Genomic DNA, 21,778 nt, shown 5'->3' on the forward strand with positions numbered 1-21,778 from the left:
GTTTCAGCGATGCAGACCGGGGCGCAGACCTGCCGCATGGAAGGGTGAAAATGACCGACGAGCCACCGGCAATCCCGCGCTTTTCCTACAAGGGCGATCGCCTCAAGCCGTTGCGCGCGTTCTGCCAGACCGTGCGCCTGGGCTCGGTGTCGCGCGCGGCGGAGGCGCTGTACCTGAGCCAGCCGGCGGTCAGCCTGCAGTTGCAGGCGCTGGAGCGCGACATGGGCGTGCGGCTGCTGGAGCGCAGCGGGCGGCGGCTGGTGATGACCCGCGAAGGCGAGGCGCTGTACGAGCTGGCCCGGCCGCTGGTGGAAGGCATCGATGCGCTGTCCGGCGCGTTCCACGAACGGCTGCGCGGACTGGATGCCGGCGAGCTCCATGTCGCCGCGGGCAGCTCCACCATCCTCTACCTGTTGCCGGACATCGTCGCGGCGTTCCGTGCCGCGCACCCCGACGTGCGCCTGAACCTGCACAACGTCACCGGCGCCGGCGGCATGGACCTGCTGCGCTCCGATGCGGTCGACCTCGCGGTCGGCTCGATGCTGGATGTGCCCGGCGACCTCGACTACGCCCCGGTGGCGCGCTTCGAGCCGATGCTGATCACCCGGCTGGACCACCCCCTGGCGCAAGCGAAAAAACTCGACCTGCGCGATCTCTCGCCCTATGGACTGATCCTGCCGCCGCAACGGCTCACCACCTACCGGATGGTCGATCTGGTGTTCCAGCGCCACCGGGTGCCGTACACGGTGGCGCTGGAAGTCGGCGGCTGGGAGGTGATCAAGCAGTACGTCGCGATGGGGCTGGGCATCAGCATCGTCACTGCGATCTGCCTGACCGAAGCCGACCGGTCGCGGCTGGCGGCGCGCTCGCTGGCGGCGTGGTTTCCCGACCGCAGCTACGGGGTGGTGGTGCGCAAGGGCAAATACCTGAGCCCGCAGGCGCGCGCGTTCACCGAGCTGATCAAGCCGGACCTGTTCGTGCGCCGCGATTACGACGCCACCGGACAGTCGGAACGCTGAGCCGCCCTGCCCGCGCGTCGGGCATCACAAACGGGAGGGGCGACCGCGCCGGCCGGGCATGGCGTCCAGCTCGCGGCGGGCGTACCAGCGGAACTCCCGGCGCAGCCACAGCCGGATCGCAAACCCCGCCATCGCCAACGGCTGCAGCAGGATCAGCGCGTAACGCAGCGGCATTGCCAGCACTCCGTGGCCCAGGGACGACGCCCGCTGCTGCGCCGGTGAACACATGTCCACGATCAGCAGGGTCATCGCCACTTCCAGCCCGACCAGCACCGCCAGCGCGGCCCACTGGCCGGTCAACAACAGCATCAACAGCACGATCGGGTAGACGGCCTGTTCCAATGCGATCAGCAGCAGGGCGGTGCCGATCGGCCGCCCGTACTCGCGGGTCATGCGCTCGCCGAACGGCTGCCGGTAGGCCTCGCGCACACGCCGCAGGTCGTGCGTGGGGCGCCGTTCGCGGGCCAGTTCCAACCGCGCATCCGGCGCGGCAAACCGGCGCGCGAACCGCCGCAACCGGTTGCCGGCCGCCCGCAGCGGACTGCGCAGCAGGGTGTCGAAATAGTGGCCGCCCAGCAACAGCGCGGTCGTCCAGCGCCACACGTCCCGCGGCAATTGCCGCAGGCCCGGATACCGGGTGCGCGCGACCACGTCGATGCGGATGTTGCGGTAGCCCTCGCTGGCCAGCGCCAAGGCGATGAAGTGGTCCTCCACCGGCGTCAGGTCATCGCCACGGATCGGCTCGTAACGGTTGAACAGGTCTTTCAGATAACGGCGCCGGTAGGCGATCGCGCCGCCGCAGGTGGCCGCGACCCCGCCATAGCGCCGCATCAGCCCGCCATCGACGAAGCCCTGCTGGACCAGCGCCAGGTGCGTCCGGTAGGCGTCACTGAACCCACTCGCCAGGCGTTGCCACCAATGTCCACCCGCCACGCGGTCGCGGTACTCGTCCCCGCCCAGCCAGCGCCGGAACGCCGGCGCCGCCACCAGCCGGCGGCGGTCGGACGCGCGCAACGGCAGCACCATCCCGCAGGCGCTGGCGATGCCGACGCCCTGGTACAGCTCGCGCACGCATTGCTCGATGTAGTCGGCGGACTCCAGCACGGTGTCGGCATCCAGCACGAACAGCACGTCGCCATCGAATTCACGGGCCTGGCGCTTCAACGTCACCGCGCGGCCGATCGACCAGCCGCGGCTCACCATTTCCAGCTGGACACCGTTGGCGCGGGCGAACTCGCGGGCAAACTGCAGGCTGTGGTCGCGCGCGATCCCGCCATCGTCGACCAGCATCACCCGCCGCGGCAGCCGGGTCTGGACGAGCAGCGAAGTCAGGCAATGGATGACCGTGTGCTGGTCGCCGTGCACCGGAATCACCACGTCCACGACGGCGCGACGCCAATCCTCGACCGGGTTGGGTACGGTCGGATCCGGCGCACGCCACTGGCCGACGGCGGCCAGCAGCGAACCGGGACCGGTCACGAACCAGGGCGCGACCGGCATGTCGCTAGCTCCGGCGGGCCGGCGGGCCCGGTACGGCGATGGTGGCGGCGTGATGCACGGCAAGCCCCCTGCGGCCACTCGGCCCGCGGTATCGGATCGCACGACGCGACCCGAGCCACAAAGCCAACGCAAATACCGTGCCAAGCTGGCAGCGCCCGGATGATCACCTCGTTCGCCCGTGTCGGCCAGGGGTGTTTGCGAGGAGAAGTTGGTTTAGATGGGTCGACGAACTTGCGGAAAAGCGGCAGCCGCGATGTAGGAGCGACGTCAGTCGCGACAGCACGGCGAAATCGGGCGCCAGCGCATTCGCGACTGACGTCGCTCCTACCCAAGGAAGCCCGTCGGACGACCGAAGGAAGTTCCCGTGGGCGCGGCAACCGGGTGCCACAGGCGCGGCGCAAGTCGACCTCAGGCGTCGTGCCGCTTTCCCTTCGCTACCGCGCGGTACCAGCCGCGGAGGCGGTCGATGTCAGCGACCATGTCGTCGCTCAACTCGACCGGCGGGGCGACCACCATCACCTTGTCGGGGTAATGGAAATACAGCGGCAACACCGGCACGCCGGCGCTGTGGGCAATTTTCCAGAAACCGGTGCGCCAGTGCGCGACCGGCTTGCGCGTCCCCTCCGGCGCCAGTCCGAACCAGCAGCGATCGGCCGCCTGCAACATGGTGGCCGCCTGGCCAACCACCCCGTTCGGGGCGCTGCGGTCGACTGGAATCACCCCGAGGCCGTGCAATACCCGACCCATCACCGGCACCCGGAACAGCGAGTCCTTGCCCAGGATCCGGATGTCCAGCCCGAGCGCCAATTTGGCCGAGAATGCCCATATTCCGTCCCAGTTGGACGAATGGGGCGCACCGATCAGCACCAGCTTCGGCAGGTCCGGGAACTCGCCGATCAACCGCCAGCCGCCCAGCCGCAGCAGGCTGCGACCCAGCCAGCGCGCCAGGCGGTTGGGCCGCACGCGGGGCGCATTGGGCGGCAACGTCGGCACGATGTCGTCGGTCGGTGCATGCATCGAACTGGTATCCCCCTGATATTGGCCACTCATCGGTTGACGCGATCCGGGCGCGCGCGTGCGTTGCGTGGGTTGCCGGCTCAATCCCAGTCCTGGCGGGAACGGCCCTGCTTGATCGTACTGCGTTCGCGCTTGCCCGCCAGCCGGCGCTCCTTCGAGCCCCGGGTCGGCTTGGTCGCGACCCGCGCCCGCGGAACGTGCAGGCCGTGCTCGACAAAACCCGCCAGGCGCTCGCGGGCGTCCTCGCGGTTGCGGTCCTGGGTGCGGAAACGCTGCGCGCTGATGACCAGCACGCCGTCGGCGGTGATCCGGCGGTCGCGCCGCGCCAACAGGCGTTCGCGCACCGGCTCGGGCAGCGACGGCGAGCGGGCGATGTCGAACCGCAGCTCGACCGCGGTGGCGACCTTGTTGACGTTCTGCCCGCCGGGCCCGGCCGAACGCACGAAGCGCTCGACCAGCTCGGACTCGGGAATCACGATGTTGCCGATGGCGACCATGGGCCAATTCTATCGGTGGTTCCTGTCGGTGGATCCTGTCGACGGACGGGCCGGGCAACGCGAGCCACCGACCAGGCCCGCCAGCCACCTCGCTGCGTTCGCCAGCAAAACGCGGCGGCGCCAAAACAGAACCGGGGCGGCCAGCGCCGCCCCGATCGGGGGATGACAGCAGCGCGGCCCGTCGCTACTTCAGCCCGCGATTTTCCAGCAATGGCTCGACACTGGGATCCTTGCCGCGGAACTCGCGGTACAGCGTGGCGAGGTCGACGGTGTTGCCACGCGAGAGGATCCTGTCGCGGAAGACCTGGCCGTTCGCGGCGGTCAGGCCGCCGTGCTCCTTGAACCACTCGAAGGCGTCGTGGTCGAGCACCTCGGCCCAGAAATAGGCGTAGTAGCCGGCCGAATAACCGCCGCCCCAGATGTGGTCGAAATAGCTGGTGCGGTAGCGCGGCGGCACTTCCGGCAGGTCGACCTTGTACTGCTTCAGCGCCGCCGTCTCGAACGTGTCGACATCCTGCAACGGCGCATCACCCGGCAGCGTGTGCCAGGCCATGTCGAGCAGCGCGGCCGCCAGGTACTCGGTGGTTGCGTAGCCCTGATTGAAAGTGCGCGACTTCTTGATCTTGTCGACCAGCGCCTGCGGCATCGCCTCGCCGGTCTCGTAGTGCTTGGCGTAGTTGGCGAACACCTTCGGGTCCATCGCCCAGTGCTCGTTGAACTGCGACGGGAACTCGACGAAGTCGCGCGAGGTGCTGGTGCCGGAGATGCTCGGGTACTTCACGTCCGAGAACATGCCGTGCAGCGCGTGGCCGAACTCGTGGAACATCGTGGTGACGTCATCAAAGCTCAACAGAGCCGGCTGGCCCGGTGCCGGCCTGGTGAAATTGCAGACGTTGTAGACCACCGGCCTGGTGCCGGTCAGGCCGTTCTGGTCGACGAACACGTCCATCCACGCGCCGCCGGACTTGCTGTCGCGCTTGAAGTAGTCGGTATAGAACAGCGCCAGCGGGCTGCCGTCCTTGTCGAACACCTCGTACACCTTCATGTCGGCGTGATAGGTGGGGATGTCGGTGCGTTCCTTGAAGGTGATGCCATACAGCTGCGTGGCCGCGTAGAACACGCCGTTCCTGAGCACGTTGTCCATCTCGAAGTACGGCTTGATCTGCGCCTCGTCGAGGTCGTACTGCGCCTTGCGCACCTGCTCGGCGTAGAAGTCCCAGTCGGACGCGGCCAGCTTGAAGCCGCCCGGCTTTGAATCGGCTTGCTGGGCGTCGATCACCTTCTGCATCTCGACGATCTCGCGCCCCGCCTTGGCGGTGGCGGCCGGCACCGTGTCGGTCAGCAGCTTGAGCGCGTTCGCCGGTGTCTTCGCCATCTGGTCGGCCAGCTGGTAGGCGGCGAAGGTGTCGTAGCCGAGCAGTTTGGCTTTCTGCGCGCGCAGCTGGGCCAGGCGCTGGATGGTCTTGCGGGTGTCGTTCTCGTCGTTGTGCTCGGCGCGCATTTCCGAGGCTTCGAGGATCCGGGCCCGCAGGTCGCGGTTTTCCAGCGAGGCCAGCACCGGCTGCTGGGTGGTGTTCTGCAGCGCGAACAACCACTTGTCGTCGAGCTTGCGCGCGGCGGCGTCCTGCGCCGCGGCGGCGAGGTCGCCCTCGGACAAACCCGCCAGCTCGGCCTTGTCGTCCACCACCACCGCACCCTTGGCGGCGGCGGCAACCAGCATCACGTGGAACCGGGTCGACAGCGAGCTCTCCTCGATGTTGAGCTTGCGCACGGTGGCCTTGTCGGCCTCCGACAGGTTGGCACCGGCGCGCACGAACTCGTCGTGGGTACGCTCGACCAGGCGCTGCTGCACCGGGTCGAGTCCAAGCGTGTCGCGCTGGTCGTAGATCGACTTCACGCGGGCGAACAGGTTGGGGTCGAGGCGGATCTCGTCCTGGTGCGCGGCCAGCTTCGGTGCGATCTCTTCCTGGATCTTCTGGCGCGCGTCGTTGGTGTCGGCCTGGGCCAGGCCGAAGAACACACGGGCGACGCGGCCCAGCGTCTCGCCGGAGCGCTCCAGCGCCACGAAGGTGTTGTCGAACGTGGCCGGCTCCGGGTTGTCGGCGATCCGGCGGATCTCCGCCAGGTGCTGCTTCATGCCCTCGGCGAATGCGGGCAGGAAGTCGGCGTCCTTGATCCTGTCGAACGGCGGCGCCTGGAACGGCAGGGTGCTGGCGACCAGCAGGGGATTTTCGGTGGCAGGCGTCACGGCGGAAGCATCCGGGGCTGGGGCGGGCTGGGATTCGGGGGTCTGGCCACTGCACGCGGCCAGGGCGAGGCCGAGGCTGGCGGCGACGGCAAGCACGGGGGATCGCGTCATGGAGGCTGCTCCTGGAGTTTGCGAAGCGGACAAACGCAAGAGTACGCCCGGGCGCGGTCGGCACAAGCTGCCGGCAATCCATGGGCGCGGCATCGGGCAGTCATGAAAGAAGCCCAGTGGCGCAGGCGGACTGCCGTAGCCCGCCCGGTGCAGGCTACGGCGGAACGGGAACGCCGGCCTGCCGCAACCCCGCTTCATCGAACAACGCCAGCGCGCGATCGAACCCGGCATCGACCGGCGCGACCGCCTCGATCTTTTCACCCGAGTGCGGATGCGCAAACGCCAGTCGTCGCGCATGCAGCAGCATCCGATGCACGCCGATCATGCGGAACGCGCGGTTGTGGCGGCCGTCGCCGTGGCTGGTGTCGCCGATGAGGTGGTGCGACAGGTGCTTGAGGTGGCGGCGGATCTGGCGGAAGCGGCCGGTCTGCGGCTGCGCCAGCAGCAGCGCGTAGCGCGAGGAGTCGAAGCCGCCGGAGGGCCAGTCGCACTGGGCGGTCGCCAGCACCCGGAAGCGCGTGACCGCGGCCTTCTTGACCGGCTTGCCCGGGCCGCCGTCAAGCGGATGATCGACCTCGAAATCGCCTTCCGGCCAGCCACGGCAGATCGCCCAGTAATCCTTCTCGACCTCGCCCGCCATCAGCGCCTTGCCCAGCGCCGAGGCGCTGTCGCGATCGAACGCGAGCAACAGGCAACCGCTGGTCGCGCGGTCGAGGCGATGGACGAGGAACACCTTGCGTCCGAACTGTTCGCGCAGCCGGTCGGCGGCGAAATCGGTCTCGCCGCGCGCCAGCGCGCTGTCGTGCACCATGAGGCCGGCGGGCTTGTTGACGATGGCGAGGGCGTCGTCGACATACAGGATGTCGAGGGTGAGGGCGGGGGCGATCATCGCGTGCTGCCTCGCCCCACGATGCGAATCTCCTTCGTTGTAGGAGCGACGTAAGTCGCGAACGCACTGATGTCCGGAATCGCCGTGCGTTCGCGACTCACGTCGCTCCTACAAAAGAGGGACATCTCGCTACCGCCGCGGCCAGGCGGCCAGCAACGCCCACAAGCCGCCGACACCGGCGACCCACGACGACAACGGCACCGACCACAGCGTCGGCCCGCCCGTTTCCAGTCCGTACAGCACCGCGGCGACGATCAACAGGCCGCTGCCGAGGATCGCCGCGACGGTGTGTTTCTGCGCGTCGCGGACGCTACGGCTCAGCTCGGCCAGATCCTCCGAGCGCATCTGCAACTCGTGCTTGCCGTCGATCTGCTGGGTCAGCCAGCTGTGCAGCAGGCGCGGCATTTCCGGCGCGTGAGTGACCAGCTCCGGCAGGCGCTTGCGGAACTCGCCAAGCAGGCGCTTCGGGCTGTAGCGGGCGACCAGGATCTTTTGCAGCACCGGCTTGGCCACGCCCCAGATGTCGATCTTCGGGTCCAGCTGCCGGCCGACGCCCTCGATGTTGAGCAGGGTTTTCTGCAGCAGGATCAGTTGCGGCTGCAGGGTCAGCTGGTGGCGCTGCGCCGTGCGGAACAGCTTGACCAGCACCTCGGCCAGCGAGATCTCGCTGAGCGGGCGGGTGAAGTACGGCTCGCACACCGCGCGCACGGCGGCCTCCAGCTCGTCCACGCGGCTGTCAGCGGGCATCCAGCCGGCGCGCAGGTGCAGCTCGGCGATGCGGCGGTAATCGCGGTTGAAGATCGCCATGAAATTCTCGGCGAGGTAGTACTGATCCTCGTCCGAGAGCTGGCCCATGATCCCGAAATCCAGCGCGATGAAGCGCGGGTTCGCCTTGCGCGCCGGGTCAGTGTCGACCCAGATGTTGCCGGCGTGCGCATCGGCGTGGAAGAAGTTGTCGCGGAACACCTGGGTGTAGAACACCCGCACGCCCTTGGCCGCCAGCGCGGGGCGGTTGATGCCGGCCGCGTCCAGCGCGGCGATGTCGTCGGAGGGAATGCCGTGCACGCGCTCCAGCGTCAACGCGCGGCCAGCGCTGTGGCTCCAGATCACCTCGGGCACGTACAGGTCGTCGCTGGGCGTGCCGTCCGGCTTGGTCCAGAACCGCCGAAGCACGCTGGCGTTCGCTCCTTCGCGCTCCAGGTCGAGCTCGGCCGCCAGGGTGTTCTCGATCTCGGCGACGATCTCGCGCGGACGGATCTTGTCGGCGCGCGGATGGGTGCGCTCGACCACGCCGGCGATCGCCTTCAACAACGTGATGTCGGCCGCGATCTGCCGCTCGATGTCCGGCCGCAACACCTTGACCACGACCTCGCGCGCGGGCGCGCCATCGACCGGCGGCAGGGTCGCCGCGTGCACCTGGGCGATGGATGCCGAGGCCAGCGGAACCAGATCAAAACCCGCAAACGCCTCGGCCACGGGGCGGCCCAGCGAAGCTTCCACAATCGCGCGCGCGGCCTCGCCGTCGAACGGTGCGACCCGGTCCTGCAGCAGGGCCAGTTCCCCCGCGATGTCCGGCGGCACCAGGTCGCGACGGGTGGACAGCACCTGGCCGAACTTGACGAAGATCGGCCCCAGCTCCTGCAGCGCCAGGCGCAGGCGCGCGCCCCGCGACTGGGTGGCGATCTCGGCGGAGGCGCGCGGCACGAACGGCCGCGCCAGCCACAGCCAGCGCTCGACCGGGGTGCCGGCCAGCAGTTCGTCGAGGCGATACCGCAACAGCACCCGGCCGATCCCCCAGGCGCGGAACACCGGTTTCATGCGCCGGCTCCCGGACGCGTCTGCAGCCGGGCCACACGCGCGGCGATCCGCTCCACGTCGTCGCGCAGGCCGTCCACGTCGTCGTGGAACGCATTGAGCTCGGCGCGCGGCACCACGTCGCGGGATTCCTCGGTGACGTACTCGGCCGCGCTGCCGGCGAACCCGCGCGCGACCACCCGCGCCTGGCGCAACCCGGCGGCCAGCGCATTGGCGACCTGCACCCCGAGCACGTCGCCGAACACGCGGGCGAACGGCTGCTGCCAGTCCGGATCGAACCGCTCGGCCAGCCGCTGCAACCGGCGCGCCAGGTCGGCATCGCCCTCGATTCGCAGCTTGCCGACCGGCGGGGCGTCATCGTTGCGCAGGAACGGCAACTGGCCGATCAATCCCGCCAGCGTGCTGCGTACCGACAGGTCGTGCTCGATCCCGTCGTCCACCGGCCCGACTTCCAACCGCTCGCCGTTCACGCGCACCTGCAGCGCCAGCGGCGGTGTGGCCAGTTTCAATGCGACCCGCCGCCCGTCGAGCCCGCGCAACCCCTCGCGGGTTTCCGGATCCAGCGCGAGCGCGCGGTTGAGCGCCGCCTCCAGCGCACGCCCGGCCATGGGCTTGAGCGCGTTCAACGGGGACGGGGCGGAGGAGGAAGAGGGCTCGGTCATGCGCGCATTCTACTGGGCCGGTGCGGGTGTCCGGCGTGGCCGGACCCGAGGCGGCGCGGCGGCTCGGCGGCTCGGCGGCTCGGCGGCTCGGCGGCGCATTTGTCAATGCGCCCGACGCATGTGTTGGTCCCGCGGCGGTGCGGCGGTGCTTTTATCAATGCGGCCTACGCAGGTGTTCGCGCGGTGGCGGCTCGGCGGCGCATTTATCAATGCGCCCTACGTGGGTGTTGGCCCGGCGGCGGTAGGGCGCATTGAAAATGCGCCTTGCGAGGCGTGACGACAAGGCCGGACCGGACGCCGAGCCCGGCGATTGCCGGTGCCACCTGTCGATCCGGAATCCACCGGCCAGTGGATGGGAGAACTCAGGCCCCGCTGGAGATGCCGCTGTCCCCCATCGCCGCCCGATGCTGCGCGCGCACCCGTGCCAGGCCCTCGTCGAAGCCGATCGCCGGACGGTAGCCGAAATCGCGCGTTGCCGGCGCCATGTCGTACCAGTGCGTGGTGGCCAGCTGCTCGGCCAGGAACCGCGTCATCGGCGGTTCGCCCGCCAACGGCAGCGCGCGCCACAAGCCTTCGCACACGACCCCGACCGCGTAGGCGAGGCCGAACGGCAGGGTCTTGTCGACCGGCGGCGCATCGACGGCGGCGAGCAGGCCGTTGATCGTCTCCCGCATCGTCCTGGGCTCGCCGTTGCTGATGAAGTACGCCCGTCCGGCACACACCGCGCCGGGGGCCAGATGCTCGAATGCATCGAAATGCGCCTGCGCGGCATTGTCGATGTAGGTGGTGTCGACCAGATGGTTGCCGTCGCCGACCAGCCGCAGCCGGCCGGCTTTGGCGCGCTCGACCAGCCGTGGCAGCAGCTGGTTGTCGCCCACGCCCCAGATCAGCCGCGGCCGCAGCGCGACCGTCGCCAGCGAGGCGTCGTTGGCGGCCAGTACTTCCTGCTCGGCGATCATCTTGGTGGTCGCATACGGCGCCTTGAAGCCTTCGCCATAAGGCACCGTGTCCGCCGTGCCGCCTTCCACCGGATGCGTCGCGCGGTGGGTCACGCTCGGCGAGGAGGTGTACACCAGACGGCCGATGCCGTGCGTCCGGCAGGCGTCCAGCACATGCCGGGTGCCGAGCACGTTCGCGCGGTGGTAGTCCACATACGGTCCCCACGCGCCGGCCTTGGCCGCGTTGTGGAAGATCGCCTCGCAGCCCTGCGCGGCCGCAACGACGGCATCGCGCTCGGCCAGATCCCCCTGCACCTGCGCCACGCCCAGCGCATCGAGCGCGGGGTAATGCCCGCGGTTGAAACTGACCACCTCATGCCCGCGTCCGCGCAGCCCGCGGCACAGGGCCTGGCCGAGAAAACCACCACCACCGGTCACCAGGATTTTCATGCGGGCATTCTAGGCCGGGTGGACTCCACGTCGGGATGGATCTCCCGCCACGCTTTGCCCCGACCGCGGCGCTCCATCTCCGAACCGGCCGTTTTTCTGTCCCACGGGGACGTCCTCCGGTCGTAGCGGCTTCAGCCGCAAGCGCGCTGGACCGGCAATCCTCTTTGATGCAGGAGTGGCGGCGGCATGCCTTCGCCGGTGAGTCGCGAATGCACTGCCGTCCAGTTTCGCCGTGCTGTCGCGACTCACGTCGCTCCTACGATTGAGGGAAGTCCCGACCGGACGAAATCATGGGTTGTTTTGCAGCCCACAGCGCGAGCTTTTCGCGGCCGATCTTGGCGTTGTGGCGGATATCGACCGGGAAGCCTGTGTGCCACAGGAAGCGGGCGATGCCTGCAGTGTGCGGATGGGCAGCGGCGATCTCGCCCAGCTCGCGTTCGATCCGCGGCCACGCGCGGCGGTGCACGCCGTCGGCCAGCTCGACGCACAGCACCGGCACCTGCGCGCCGGGTTCGCCGACGCCTACCAGCGCGGTGCGCCGCACGTCGGGGTGGGTGTTGAACACCGGCTCGACCTGCTCGGTGTACAGCGGCCCGGCGGCGGTCTCGACCCGGTGCGATTTGCGCCCGCAGAACCACAGCCGGCCCTCCGCATCGAGCCAGCCGACATCGCCCATGCGATGGACGATGCGCTCGGCGGGATCCGCTGGGGCTGAGGCGGGAGACGTCGGCAGCAGCTCGCGGATCTTCGCCAGCCGGGTCTGCGCGTCGCGGTTGAAATAGGTGTCGGTGACGGTCGGGCCGGCGACGGTGATCTCGCCGACCTCGCCCACCGGCAGGCACAGGCCGTCCGACCATTCCGGAATCGCCGCGTCGCTGATGCCGATGATCCGCACCTCGTTCGGCGCCACCGGCCGGCCGACGCAGGTACCGGCACCGGCCCCGGTCGCCGCACGCGTCGCCTCCAGCTCGCGACCTTCGACCATTGCCACCGGCAGGCACTCGGTCGCGCCGTACGGCGTCCAGAACCGCGCGTCCGCAGGCAGCAGTCCGCGCAACGTCGCGACCACGTCCGCCGGCACGGGCGCGCCGGCCGACATCACCCGCTGCAGCGTCGGCAGCGGCTGGCCGTACCGCGCCAGCACCGTCATCAGGGCCGGCGAACCGAACAGCTGGTCGATGCCGAAACGCGCGATCGCGTCATGCAGCCTGCGCGGATCGGCCTTGGCCGGCCGCGTCGGGTCCATGTCGGGAAGGATCGACGTCACCCCGAGCGCCGGGTCGAACAACGCGAACGGCGGGAACGTCGGCAGGTTGACCCCGCCGGGCACGATCCCGAACGCATCGCGCAGCATCGCGGCCTGGGCGATGAAATGGCGGTGCCGGTAGACCACGCCCTTCGGCACGCCGGTGGAGCCACTGGTGAACAGGATCGCGGCGACGTCGTCCGGCGCGGTCGGCGCCAGTTGCGCCGCGGCACCCGCTCCCTCGCGCTCCACCTGCGTCAGTGTCGTTTCGCCCAACCACGCCCGCGCCCCGGTGGTGACGGTGATCCGCGCCGACTTCGCCCAGCCCAGCAGCTTGCGGGCGGCGTGCGCCAGCGGGATGCCGATGAACGCCTGCGGCCGCGCCTCGTCCAGGCATTGCCGCAGCGCGCGCCGGTCGATGCCCGGATCCACCAGCACCGGCACCGCACCGGCCTTGAACAGCGCGAACATCAGCAGAAAGAACTCCGGCGACGGCCGCACCATCACCACCGTGCGCGTGCCGCGCACCACTCCACGCTTCGCCAGCCCCGCTGCGATCGCGTCGCTGCGTGCATCCAGTTCGGCATAACTCAGAGTGATGTCGTAACGCGCCAACCCATCGGCGCCGCGCGAGCCGGGGCAGCGCATCGCGATGCGATCTGGCTGCGTCGCGGCCAACCGCGGCAAGGCCGCGGCGATGTTGCATGAGTCCGTCATGCGGCGAATTGTAAGCGGCGCCCGGATGGCACAGCGCTTTGCCGGCTAAGGCCGCGAGGGCCGCGCCGTCGGCGATGCTCACGCCGGAGTTGCAACGTCATCGACACTCCGCCCGCGCGGCGCTGGAGAAGCTCGATCAACCGACCACATGATCAGCACGACCTCATGCCGCTGGTTGCCACACAGGCGAATCCCTGCCCAACCAGGAGTCGGGCAGGGATTTCTCGTCCCGGCTTCAGCGACCCTGCTTGACGGTAACGGTGTGCGGCGTCGACTGCTTGCCCCCGGCAAAAAGCTCCACGACCGTGATCTCGATGGCCGGAGCATTCGCCGAATCCCTCACGGTCGGCAAGGTGACCGGCCTGATCTTCCACACACCCTTGCTGTCGGCCCTGGCCGTGAAGGTGCCGAGATCTTCCGCGGAGCCGCCACGGGACGGCATTGGCTTGCCTCCTGCGCGGCTCGCGGGCCTGAGCTTCCTTTTGACACTGACCTGCAGGTTGCTGCCGGGGGCCGCCGTGCCACTGACATTGAGCGTCTCCCCCACACTGCTGTTGTCGGCAGGAGCGGTGATCCTCGCCATGGGCCGCAGCAATGCCTCGCGCACGCCGGAGGTCATTACCTCGCGACGCTGGATCTCGGCCATCTTGTCGGCTGGCATCGCCGAGGCGATGGCTGCCTGCCTGATCTCGGCCTGTGTCGGCGCGCGTTTGGCAGGCACTTCGACCGGCACTTCACGGATGGTTTCGTGCGAAACCAGCGAGTCCTTTTCCCGGTGGATTTCCTTCGCCACGATACGTGCCCGCGCGTTCACGTAGCCGGGCTCCGTAAAGCCGCCGTACCCAAGATGGACCTGCCACTTTCCGCTCTTGTCGACGTCTACCGTGGTTGATGAGCCGTTGTTCTTGTGCTCGTAGCCCGGGTTGCTTTCCAGCGCGTAGAACAGCCGGGTCGCAACATGCACTCGATTGCCAGGCGTACCGGTACCGGTGATATGGATGTTTGGCTCCCGCTTCAGAAGCGTGCCTGAAGTGGGCGTCTGGATCACCGGCGGCGGTGGCGCGACCGGCAGCGGCTCGGGCTGTGCCTGCGGGAACACGTCGAATGTGACCTCAGTGGAGCCCGCATCACTGATGTGATGCTGGGAGCGCTCCTTGTTCCAGTACTGCTGCGCCGTAATCGTGTAACGGACATCGACCCAGCCCCGGTCCATCTTGGGCAGCTCCATATCCACTTTCCATTCTTTCCCGTCGCTGGGGACGGGCACACCCAAATTGCCCCGGTTATTGCCGCGGCGCGCATCTACGCGCTTGCCATTACTGACATGGGAGACGTCGACCCTGAGCCTAACGTTGCCCAGTGATGTCCCCAAGCCCTTGATGGTGACGATTTTCGGGTCCGGCAGACGCGAGTTCGGAGTCGGCGATGTCACGACGGGGGGCGGTGGCGGATTCCGGTCACTGCTACTTGCAAACGCAATGGGCGCGGCAAACACCAGTGCCAGCAACGCGGCCACGCCACGGGCCCGGAGCCTGCCGGCCATCTTCGGCTTTCTTTCCATGTCGATCTTCCCTGTTGCGCATTGATGAGAACCAATCAATACGGCGCATGACGGGCCAAGCGGACATTGGTGTTCAGCTCGCTCCGGTGGCGTAGGCAACGCCGTTAGGGAACATTGCAGCGAGGCCGTGCACACCGTCACCGGCCGCTCAACCGTGACGCAGTGGGTGCTCGTCCAGGAACCGCCGGATCGCCGGCACCAGCACTTCGTGCCGGTCTTCCAGCACGTAATGCCCCGCGTCCTCGAACGCCTGCACCTGCGCGCCCGGCAAAGCATCGGTGAAGCCCTTCAGGAAGTGCTTGTCGAACACGAAATCGCGCAGGCCCCAGCCGATGAACGCGGGCCGATCCGCGTAGTCGGGCAACCGACGACCGGACTCCTCCACCAATGCCCAGGCCCGGTCGCCTTCGGCCAGCGGAATGTCCTGCATGAAGCGCAGCGTGCTGATCGCGTTACGCCAGCCGTTGTAGGGCGCGATATAGCCGCGGCGTACATCCGCAGGCAGTGAGCGCCGCGTACCCATCCACGCCGCGCCGCGTGCGAACAGGTTGAACGCGCGGATCAGGAAGCCGCCAACCCGCGAATCGCGCCCGAAGCTCAGCCGCTTCGGCATCCGCTTGGCCGACGGCAACGGGAACGCCGCGGTGTTGAGCACCACCAGCCGCTTGACCTGCGGCATGTGCCGCAAGGCCCAGCCGAAGCCGATCATCCCGCCCCAGTCGTGCACCGCTAGCGTCACCGGCCCGGTGATACCCAGATGCCGCAGCAACGCATCCAGATCGTCAACCCGCGACTGCAGTGTGTAGTCGTAACGTGGCGACGCATCCGGCGCATCGTCCGGCTTGTCCGACAAGCCCATGCCGACATGGTCGGGCACGATGCAGCGGTAGCGATCCCGCAGGCCGAGCACCAGGTGCCGCCAGTAGAAGCTCCACGACGGGTTGCCGTGCAGCATCACCACCACCTCGGGATCGGATCCATCCATCGCACCCGGGCCCTCGTCGAGGTAGCTCATCGTGATGCCGGGACGGACGTCGAAACGCTTCGGGGTGAATGGATAGTCGGGAAACGCGGGGTCGGTCATGCGGGGCTCGTCAGGGACGGCGGATCCGGAGGGGATTCACCGTCCAGCGGGAAACGCGCATTGTCGCCGCTGCGGCGCGGCGGGGACAGCCAAGGTCCGAGCCGACCCCTGCGCCTGTCGTCCATCGCCCACGGAAGAGAAGCGGACCCGGGACATGGAACCAAGCCCGCAGCTTCGGCCAGCCCGCCGCCATCTACCCCAATGCAACGCGATCAGACCGGCTGATCTCCCGCCAACAACCAGAACGTCGCGCCGTAATCGCTGCCGTCGATTTCCGGAAGCATGTCGCCGGCCGCAAAGTACCGGCGCGAATCTGCCTTTGCCGGGGTGGACCACCACCCGGATTTCGGGCACGGCTGTCCGGCGGGCACGCGTTGCGGGAACCCGGTTGCTGGAAATCCCTGTGATTCCTCTTCGGTTTCGTACTCGCCGTTGATCATCTCGACGAAATACCACTTGCAGGGTCGGGCAACGAATGACTCGCGAGCCACGACCGAACCTGCAATATCGGCATCGGTCACCTCGTCGCCGCCGAGGTCGGTAAATACGCCCCGATACTTTGGCTGCTGCAGGAATCGCAGCAATGCCTGATTGTCGTCCCACAAGCCATCGCGGCCCAGCGTGCCAACGGCATCCAGGCCGATTTCATTGAAGGTGTAGGTTTCGCACAGCTCGCCATACCCTCCGCCCGTCCAGCGGAACTGCAACGCACCGTACGGATCGTCCTGCGGCACGTACACACCGGTGCGGGGCGGAATTTTGTCGGTTTCGCCTTCCACGTCGGCGCGGACGCAAAACCTGGGTAAGCGTGGAAATTGGCTTTTCTCCCTCTTCCATATTGCCCAATATGTATAGTCCTTTGCAGTTGGTGGGCGTTTCAAAACACGATCAATCGCACTCGCATACTCGTATACCTGTTCAAACCGCTCCTTGAACCCATCTTCTTCCTCCTGGGTCGCCCAGCCCATCGAGAGTTCGCTCAGCATGTGGGCACAACTATTCACGCCGGTCCCGCTGTATTCTTCCATCGCTCGTTTGGCAATCTGCCGGATGACACTTTCCCGGAAATCAATCAACGCCGGGAACCCGTATGTCCCCCAGTTGGCGGACGTATCGCGTGCGCCCCAGCGCGTGCTTACCAGCAAGGCATCCCGGCCCTGCTGCCGGGCCACATCCAGCAGCAGATCGGTGCCGTCGATCAGGGCATCGATAAGGGGTTTCAGACCCTTGAGATACTCCAGCGATGCAAAGTGATACAGCAATGTGGCCTGGCGCTTCTGCCACAAGGAAAGCTTGAATGGTTCGGAAATGGGCATTGATTCAATTCTTCCGGTTGGTGATCTGGCCCGGCAATGCGGGCAAGCCGAGCTTGGCATCCCCGAGTTGGGCGTCGAAGTCGGTGCTGCCCCAGCCGGTATCGAACGGGCCGACGATGGTGGGGTCGTTGAGTTTCTCGCGGATACCGGCGTATTCAGCTTGCGCGGGTTTTGATAATATTTCCCACTCTGCACGTGAGATCGACTTCTGCAGTAGCAGCGGCCTGCCGTCCGTGCCGCCACGGGTCTTGTAATAGCGGGTGGTATCCCATTCGCCTAGCTTCGGGCTCAGGATAATCTGCTCCCAACCACCCTCCAGATAGCGCTCAGGCAACGCACCTTCCAGCGTTTGCGCCGAAGTCGGCCCACGCCACACCTTCAGCGTCTCACCGGCAGGAATGTCCTTGATCACGAACTGGCCGTTTCCGTTCCAGTTTGGCCACACCGCAAGATGTTTTCGCCACACCGCCTTGGGGTCGGGCGACGACATGAGCTTCTTCCAGACCTCCTCGCTGACCCAGCAATCGCCCATCGCGCCGTTGGATGGCGAAACGACACGATATAATCGGGTCGGGCCCTTCAATTCGTGAGCCATCATGCCCTTGGTGAAACTTTCGATGTTTTTGTTTGTCAAGCGTGGATAGCCTTCGGCGACTTTTTTATCCACCGTTGCCCGCCAATCTTCGACATCCAAAGATCTGTTTATCGTCGGTTTCCCTTTGCTCAACCACCTCGGCGGCGGCTCCGCATTGCGCATCAAGGTCACCGCGCGCGCTTCCGGCAGGTTGCCCCGGAAGTGGATGTTGCCCACATTGACGACGCCTCGCCGCTGGACGAGATCCTCCAGCTCCAGCCGCCGGATGACCTGGTCCAGCACATCCTGGATCGGCTTCAGCGCCTGGCCAAGACGGGTGTTGGCCATTCGGCGGATGCTGACCACGATCTCGACGGTCGCGTTCGCCTTGCTGCCGACAAATGGCAGGTGCCGGACCTTGCCAAGCAAGCCATTCATCAGCGTGACGCCGCGATCGAACGCCTGCAGCAGCCTGCCCACGGTGATCTGGGCACGCAGAACCCGCGCCTGCTTTGCCAACTCGTGGAATACGCGGTCCCACTTCAGGGCCTTCCAGTATTTCTGCACCTCGCGCTTGCGCAGCAGGGTGATGACCCAGGTCATCGCCTCGTCGACCGCTTTGGCTGTCTGTCTGCCACCCATCCGCCGCACGAACAGGAAGAAGATCTTGAGCACGCCTTTCAGCAGGGATCCCAGCGTCGGGAACAAGCCAATCAGCGTCAGCCCCAGCGCCACCCACGCCCAGCTGTTGGACTTGTCGTCGTTGATCTGGCGGCAGTTGGCGATGATGTCGCGCACGTCGCAGACCTGGTCGACGCCCGGAACCATCGAGATCGCGGTGTCGAACACGACCTGGCCGGTGCTGCGCTCCTGGTTGAAGTCGCCCTGGATCGCCTCCCACAACCACTCGAAAACATTGCTGCCGGCATCGACCACCTTGTCGTACTGCTCGGTGACAAACGCCAGGGCCTCACGCAGTTGCTGCAACGTCACCGGCGCGGCCTGGTTGGGCCGATTTTCGACCACCGCGCTCTCGACCACCGCGTTCACGTCGAACTCCCTGTCGAGTCGTCTGTCAGCAGGATCTGCTCCAGCACCTCCGCGGGGCGTTCCGGGTCGGGTGGTCGCGGCTTGTAGACCACCTGGGCGACCGGCTTGTTGTCGATCCCGTCATGTCGGGCCTTGCCGTCCTGGCGAAGCGTCCCGGCAAGCACCTCACCGTCGCGGAAGTGGATGCCGTATTCGGCCCCCTCGACATCTTCGCCCGTGTCCGGATCGAGATAGTGCAGCGCGATCCAGTACGGGATGTCTTTTGAACCCGGCAGTGCAAGCCGGGGCGGCCAGGCGGCCTTCGGCCCGATCCACTCCTTCTTCGCTGCCTTGAACTCGATGGTTCCGGGCGCGCCCAGCTCGATGTTGCCGCCTGCCAGCTTGATGTAGGCGCCGGTTGCGGTGGCCAGCAGGTGTTTGGTCGGGGCGGCCAGTTCGACGTGGGCGGCGGTGCTGGCCAATTTCACGCTGCCCTGGGCGGCCACCTTCGCCACATTGCGGTGCGCACGTGCGCTGACCTGGCCCTGCGCGGCATGCAGGGCGATACCGGTCTCCTGGTTTGGCTTTCCGGCCGGGGCCGGAGTGCCGTGGCCGTATAGTGCGATGCCGCCGGCCACGGTGAGCACGCTCTCGCCCTGGCTGAGCCATTGCAGATCCTTGTCGGCACTCAGCAGGGTCTGGGTGCCGGAGACCCAGACCTGGTCGGCCGGCGTCACGCTGGCGATGCCGTCGGGACTGGTCGCCAGAATCGCAGGACGCGACCAGGCCGGCACTTCGCCGTCGCCACCGGCGATGCCCGCGCCGGCCGCGTGTCCGGTATGGGTGCCGGACAGGCTGTCCCGCAGGGTGTCGATGGCATTCGCGGCCGGCAAATCGTCGGCCTCATCCGGCAGGCCGGCCTGCTGTGCGCGAGCCACTTCGTCCAGGCTGCCGACCAGTTGCCGCCCCCGCCCGAGTTGGACAAGGGCCGCCTGCGCATCCAACTGCTGGCGACCGGCCTCCGCGCTGAGCAGCAGGCCAGCGCCGGCGCGCAAGGCGCCACCGGCCTGGGTGGACAGCTCGACACCGAAGCCGCGCTCGGCACCGCGCAGGTTGTCGGTGCCGCCCTTGAGGTGGCCCAGCGTGAGCGTGGTCTCGTGCTGGGTGGTACTGGCTTGCGCACGGCCCTGACCGGGCGTGTCATCCAGCCGCAACTGCTGGTAGCCGCCGCTGCCGTTCTGGCTGTCGGCCAGCATCTGGGTCTTGAAACCGGTGAAGACCGCCGGGTGGCCGTTGCCGTCAAACCAGGCCGGCGCATTGCCGGTCGCGCCGGCCTGACCGCCGGAGATGTGGTTGTGGGGCGCATCGTCCTGGCCCTGGCCGTTATAGACGCTGCCGATCACGACGGGACGGTCGATATCGCCTTCCAGGAACGCCACCAGCACTTCCTGCCCCTTACGCGGCAGGAACACGCTGCCCCAGTTGTCGCCGGCCCATGGCGTAGCCACTCGCACCCACGTCCAGGCATCAGCGTGGCCCGACGCGTTGTCGTCGCCGGCGGGATGGGACAGGCCACTGCTGGCGTCGGCCCCGCGTTGCCATGGGAACTGCAGCTTGATGCGGTGGTCGCGATCGGTCTGGATCGGCGCGCCGTCGGTGACGACGATGGCCGTCTGGGTGCCGGCAATGCGCGGTTTGGGGTGCAGGTGCAGGCCGTGGTCGTCGCGGATCCGGGCCCGGTACGGCGTGATCGCGGGCACGACGAGGAAGGTGTTGCGGTAGAAGTCGACGCCGTCGTGGTTGTTGTCCGTCGCGCCCTGCCACCGCCCGTCCTCGTGCGTGAGCGGCACGAGTGCCTCCGGCAAGGCCGGGGCCGGCGCCAGCACCTGCCCCAGTTGCTGCTCGACGCGGGCGACAATCTCCGCGCCCACGTTGTTGCGGGCGCGATGATGCACCCGCACACAGTGGAAGCGCGGGGTTGCGCGGTCGGCGTCGCGATTCGGTGCGGGATGCCCGGTCAGTTCGAAGCCGCTGCCCGGTTGCAGTCGGCGCCACGTCCCGACGCCACTGACGGTAGCGCGTGCGAGTTGCAGGGCTTCATGCTGCTGGCGGGCCAGGCGCTCGCCGGTGGCACGATCGGGCCCGGCATAGGGGCCGACGGTATCGACGTCCCCGGTGAGGACCGGGCCCGGAGATGCCACTGCCACCTCGACGGGACACGTGTCCAGACGCCGGTAATCCCAGCTCGCCCGATGCACGCGGCCGGTCCGCCAGCGCCTGGCCACGGACCAGTGCTGGACAGCGTCCTCCCGCTCGGTGACATCGCTGCGATGGAAGCGTACGGCGCCCAGGTCCGCGAACGCGTCGTTGTGATCGGCCAGCACCAGCGTGTGCGTGCCGAGGCTGTCGTCGCCGGGCGCGGCGGTGTGCTCGAACCAGTAGAACAAGCCCTCCTCGGCCAGCAGGCGCTCGACAAAGGCGAGGTCCGATTCTTCGTACTGGGTGGTCAGGCTGCGTTTCCGATAGACATCCCGGTCGGCGAGGTTCCAGCGCCATGCCGGAACCGGTTTGCCGGCGGTGCGGTCTCCCGCGGCGGCTGCCTTCGGGGCGTAGTCGTCGAACACCGACTCGACGATCTCCACCACCGTCATGTCCTGGAACACGTAGCTGTCGACGCGCTCACGCAGCAGCGCCAGCCATGGCTCGACGGTCAGCCGGTAGCGCGCCAGCCCGCCGTTGCTGCCGAGCCGCGCGAACGCGGTCACATGGCCATGGAAAGGCCGGCATCGTTCGGGCGATGCCGCAGTCTGCAACTCCAGCAGGACCGGCTGGCCGAGCAGGCCGGGCAGATCCAGGTGGGCGTCCACCGCCAGCGCAATCAACTCCAGCCGGAAGCCGGCCGGGCCATCGATACCTGGCGCGATCACCTCGATCGCGTCCAGGGTCTCGACAACCAGCGCATCACGGCCCAGCGGAGTGTGCAGCCGCAGCAGGCGATCGTGCTGCCGGGGCCCCTGGCCCACGAGGCCCGGAACTGCCGCAAGAATATCCATCATCCATTCGCCTCCCTGCGAATCACGCGTCCGGCCCGCGGCTGGTGCCGAT

At 67.7% G+C, this 21,778-nt stretch carries 15 protein-coding genes; 1 reads left to right on the forward strand and 14 read right to left on the reverse strand.

All coding sequences use genetic code 11. The features are described from left to right. Positions 1-50: 50 nt before the first annotated feature. A complete protein-coding gene (locus tag N792_RS09485) occupies positions 51-1,019 on the forward strand; it encodes a LysR family transcriptional regulator (protein WP_036194450.1) in 969 nt (322 codons plus the stop codon). Positions 1,020-1,043: 24 nt separating this feature from the next. Here N792_RS09485 and N792_RS09490 read toward each other — a convergent pair whose 3' ends face one another. The 14 genes from N792_RS09490 to N792_RS09555 all read right to left on the reverse strand — a co-directional run bounded on the left by N792_RS09490 (position 1,044) and on the right by N792_RS09555 (position 21,726). Next, a complete protein-coding gene (locus tag N792_RS09490; RefSeq protein WP_052103896.1) occupies positions 1,044-2,519 on the reverse strand; it encodes a glycosyltransferase family A protein in 1,476 nt (491 codons plus the stop codon). A 408-nt stretch (positions 2,520-2,927) separates the two neighbouring features. Beyond that, a complete protein-coding gene (locus tag N792_RS09495; protein WP_036194452.1) occupies positions 2,928-3,536 on the reverse strand; it encodes a 1-acyl-sn-glycerol-3-phosphate acyltransferase in 609 nt (202 codons plus the stop codon). A gap of 80 nt (positions 3,537-3,616) precedes the next feature. Continuing rightward, positions 3,617-4,033: an alternative ribosome rescue aminoacyl-tRNA hydrolase ArfB gene (arfB, locus tag N792_RS09500; protein ID WP_036194454.1), complete on the reverse strand. Its 417-nt coding sequence runs from the start codon at positions 4,031-4,033 to the stop codon at positions 3,617-3,619. 184 nt (positions 4,034-4,217) lie between these two features. After that, positions 4,218-6,392 carry a peptidyl-dipeptidase Dcp gene (gene dcp / locus N792_RS09505; RefSeq protein ID WP_036194457.1) on the reverse strand — a complete coding sequence of 725 codons (2,175 nt, stop codon included), beginning with the start codon at positions 6,390-6,392 and terminating at the stop codon, positions 4,218-4,220. Between the two features lie 154 nt (positions 6,393-6,546). Further along, positions 6,547-7,281, reverse strand: coding sequence for a pseudouridine synthase (locus N792_RS09510; RefSeq protein ID WP_036194459.1), 735 nt, complete (start codon positions 7,279-7,281; stop codon positions 6,547-6,549). 129 nt (positions 7,282-7,410) lie between these two features. Further along, entirely contained in the window at positions 7,411-9,099 is a 1,689-nt protein-coding gene (gene ubiB / locus N792_RS09515; protein WP_036194461.1) for a ubiquinone biosynthesis regulatory protein kinase UbiB, read from the reverse strand. Further along, complete coding sequence (locus N792_RS09520) at positions 9,096-9,758, reverse strand: ubiquinone biosynthesis accessory factor UbiJ (RefSeq protein WP_052103898.1); 663 nt, start codon at positions 9,756-9,758, stop codon at positions 9,096-9,098. Before N792_RS09520 ends, ubiB begins: the two co-directional genes overlap by 4 nt. 362 nt (positions 9,759-10,120) lie before the next feature. Then, complete coding sequence (oleD, locus tag N792_RS09525; protein ID WP_036194463.1) at positions 10,121-11,146, reverse strand: 2-alkyl-3-oxoalkanoate reductase; 1,026 nt, start codon at positions 11,144-11,146, stop codon at positions 10,121-10,123. Between the two features lie 256 nt (positions 11,147-11,402). After that, positions 11,403-13,109, reverse strand: coding sequence for an olefin beta-lactone synthetase (gene oleC, locus N792_RS09530; protein WP_036194465.1), 1,707 nt, complete (start codon positions 13,107-13,109; stop codon positions 11,403-11,405). Positions 13,110-13,344: 235 nt separating this feature from the next. Further along, the gene (locus tag N792_RS09535; RefSeq protein ID WP_156969370.1) at positions 13,345-14,670 is read right to left on the reverse strand and encodes a hypothetical protein; all 1,326 of its coding nucleotides are present in this window, start codon (positions 14,668-14,670) and stop codon (positions 13,345-13,347) included. Between the two features lie 148 nt (positions 14,671-14,818). Then, positions 14,819-15,754 (reverse strand): alpha/beta fold hydrolase, encoded by a 936-nt coding sequence (locus tag N792_RS09540; RefSeq protein WP_036194469.1) that lies wholly within the window; start codon positions 15,752-15,754, stop codon positions 14,819-14,821. Between the two features lie 212 nt (positions 15,755-15,966). Beyond that, positions 15,967-17,070, reverse strand: a complete 1,104-nt coding sequence (locus N792_RS09545) for a hypothetical protein (RefSeq protein WP_036194470.1) — start codon at positions 17,068-17,070, stop codon at positions 15,967-15,969. A 4-nt stretch (positions 17,071-17,074) separates the two neighbouring features. Then, a complete protein-coding gene (locus N792_RS09550; protein ID WP_198025590.1) occupies positions 17,075-18,694 on the reverse strand; it encodes a hypothetical protein in 1,620 nt (539 codons plus the stop codon). Continuing rightward, complete coding sequence (locus N792_RS09555) at positions 18,691-21,726, reverse strand: type VI secretion system Vgr family protein (protein ID WP_084105694.1); 3,036 nt, start codon at positions 21,724-21,726, stop codon at positions 18,691-18,693. The genes N792_RS09550 and N792_RS09555 overlap by 4 nt, the downstream gene beginning before the upstream one ends. Positions 21,727-21,778 lie beyond the last annotated feature (52 nt).

The organism is Lysobacter concretionis Ko07 = DSM 16239 (assembly GCF_000768345.1).
GTDB lineage: Bacteria > Pseudomonadota > Gammaproteobacteria > Xanthomonadales > Xanthomonadaceae > Novilysobacter > Novilysobacter concretionis.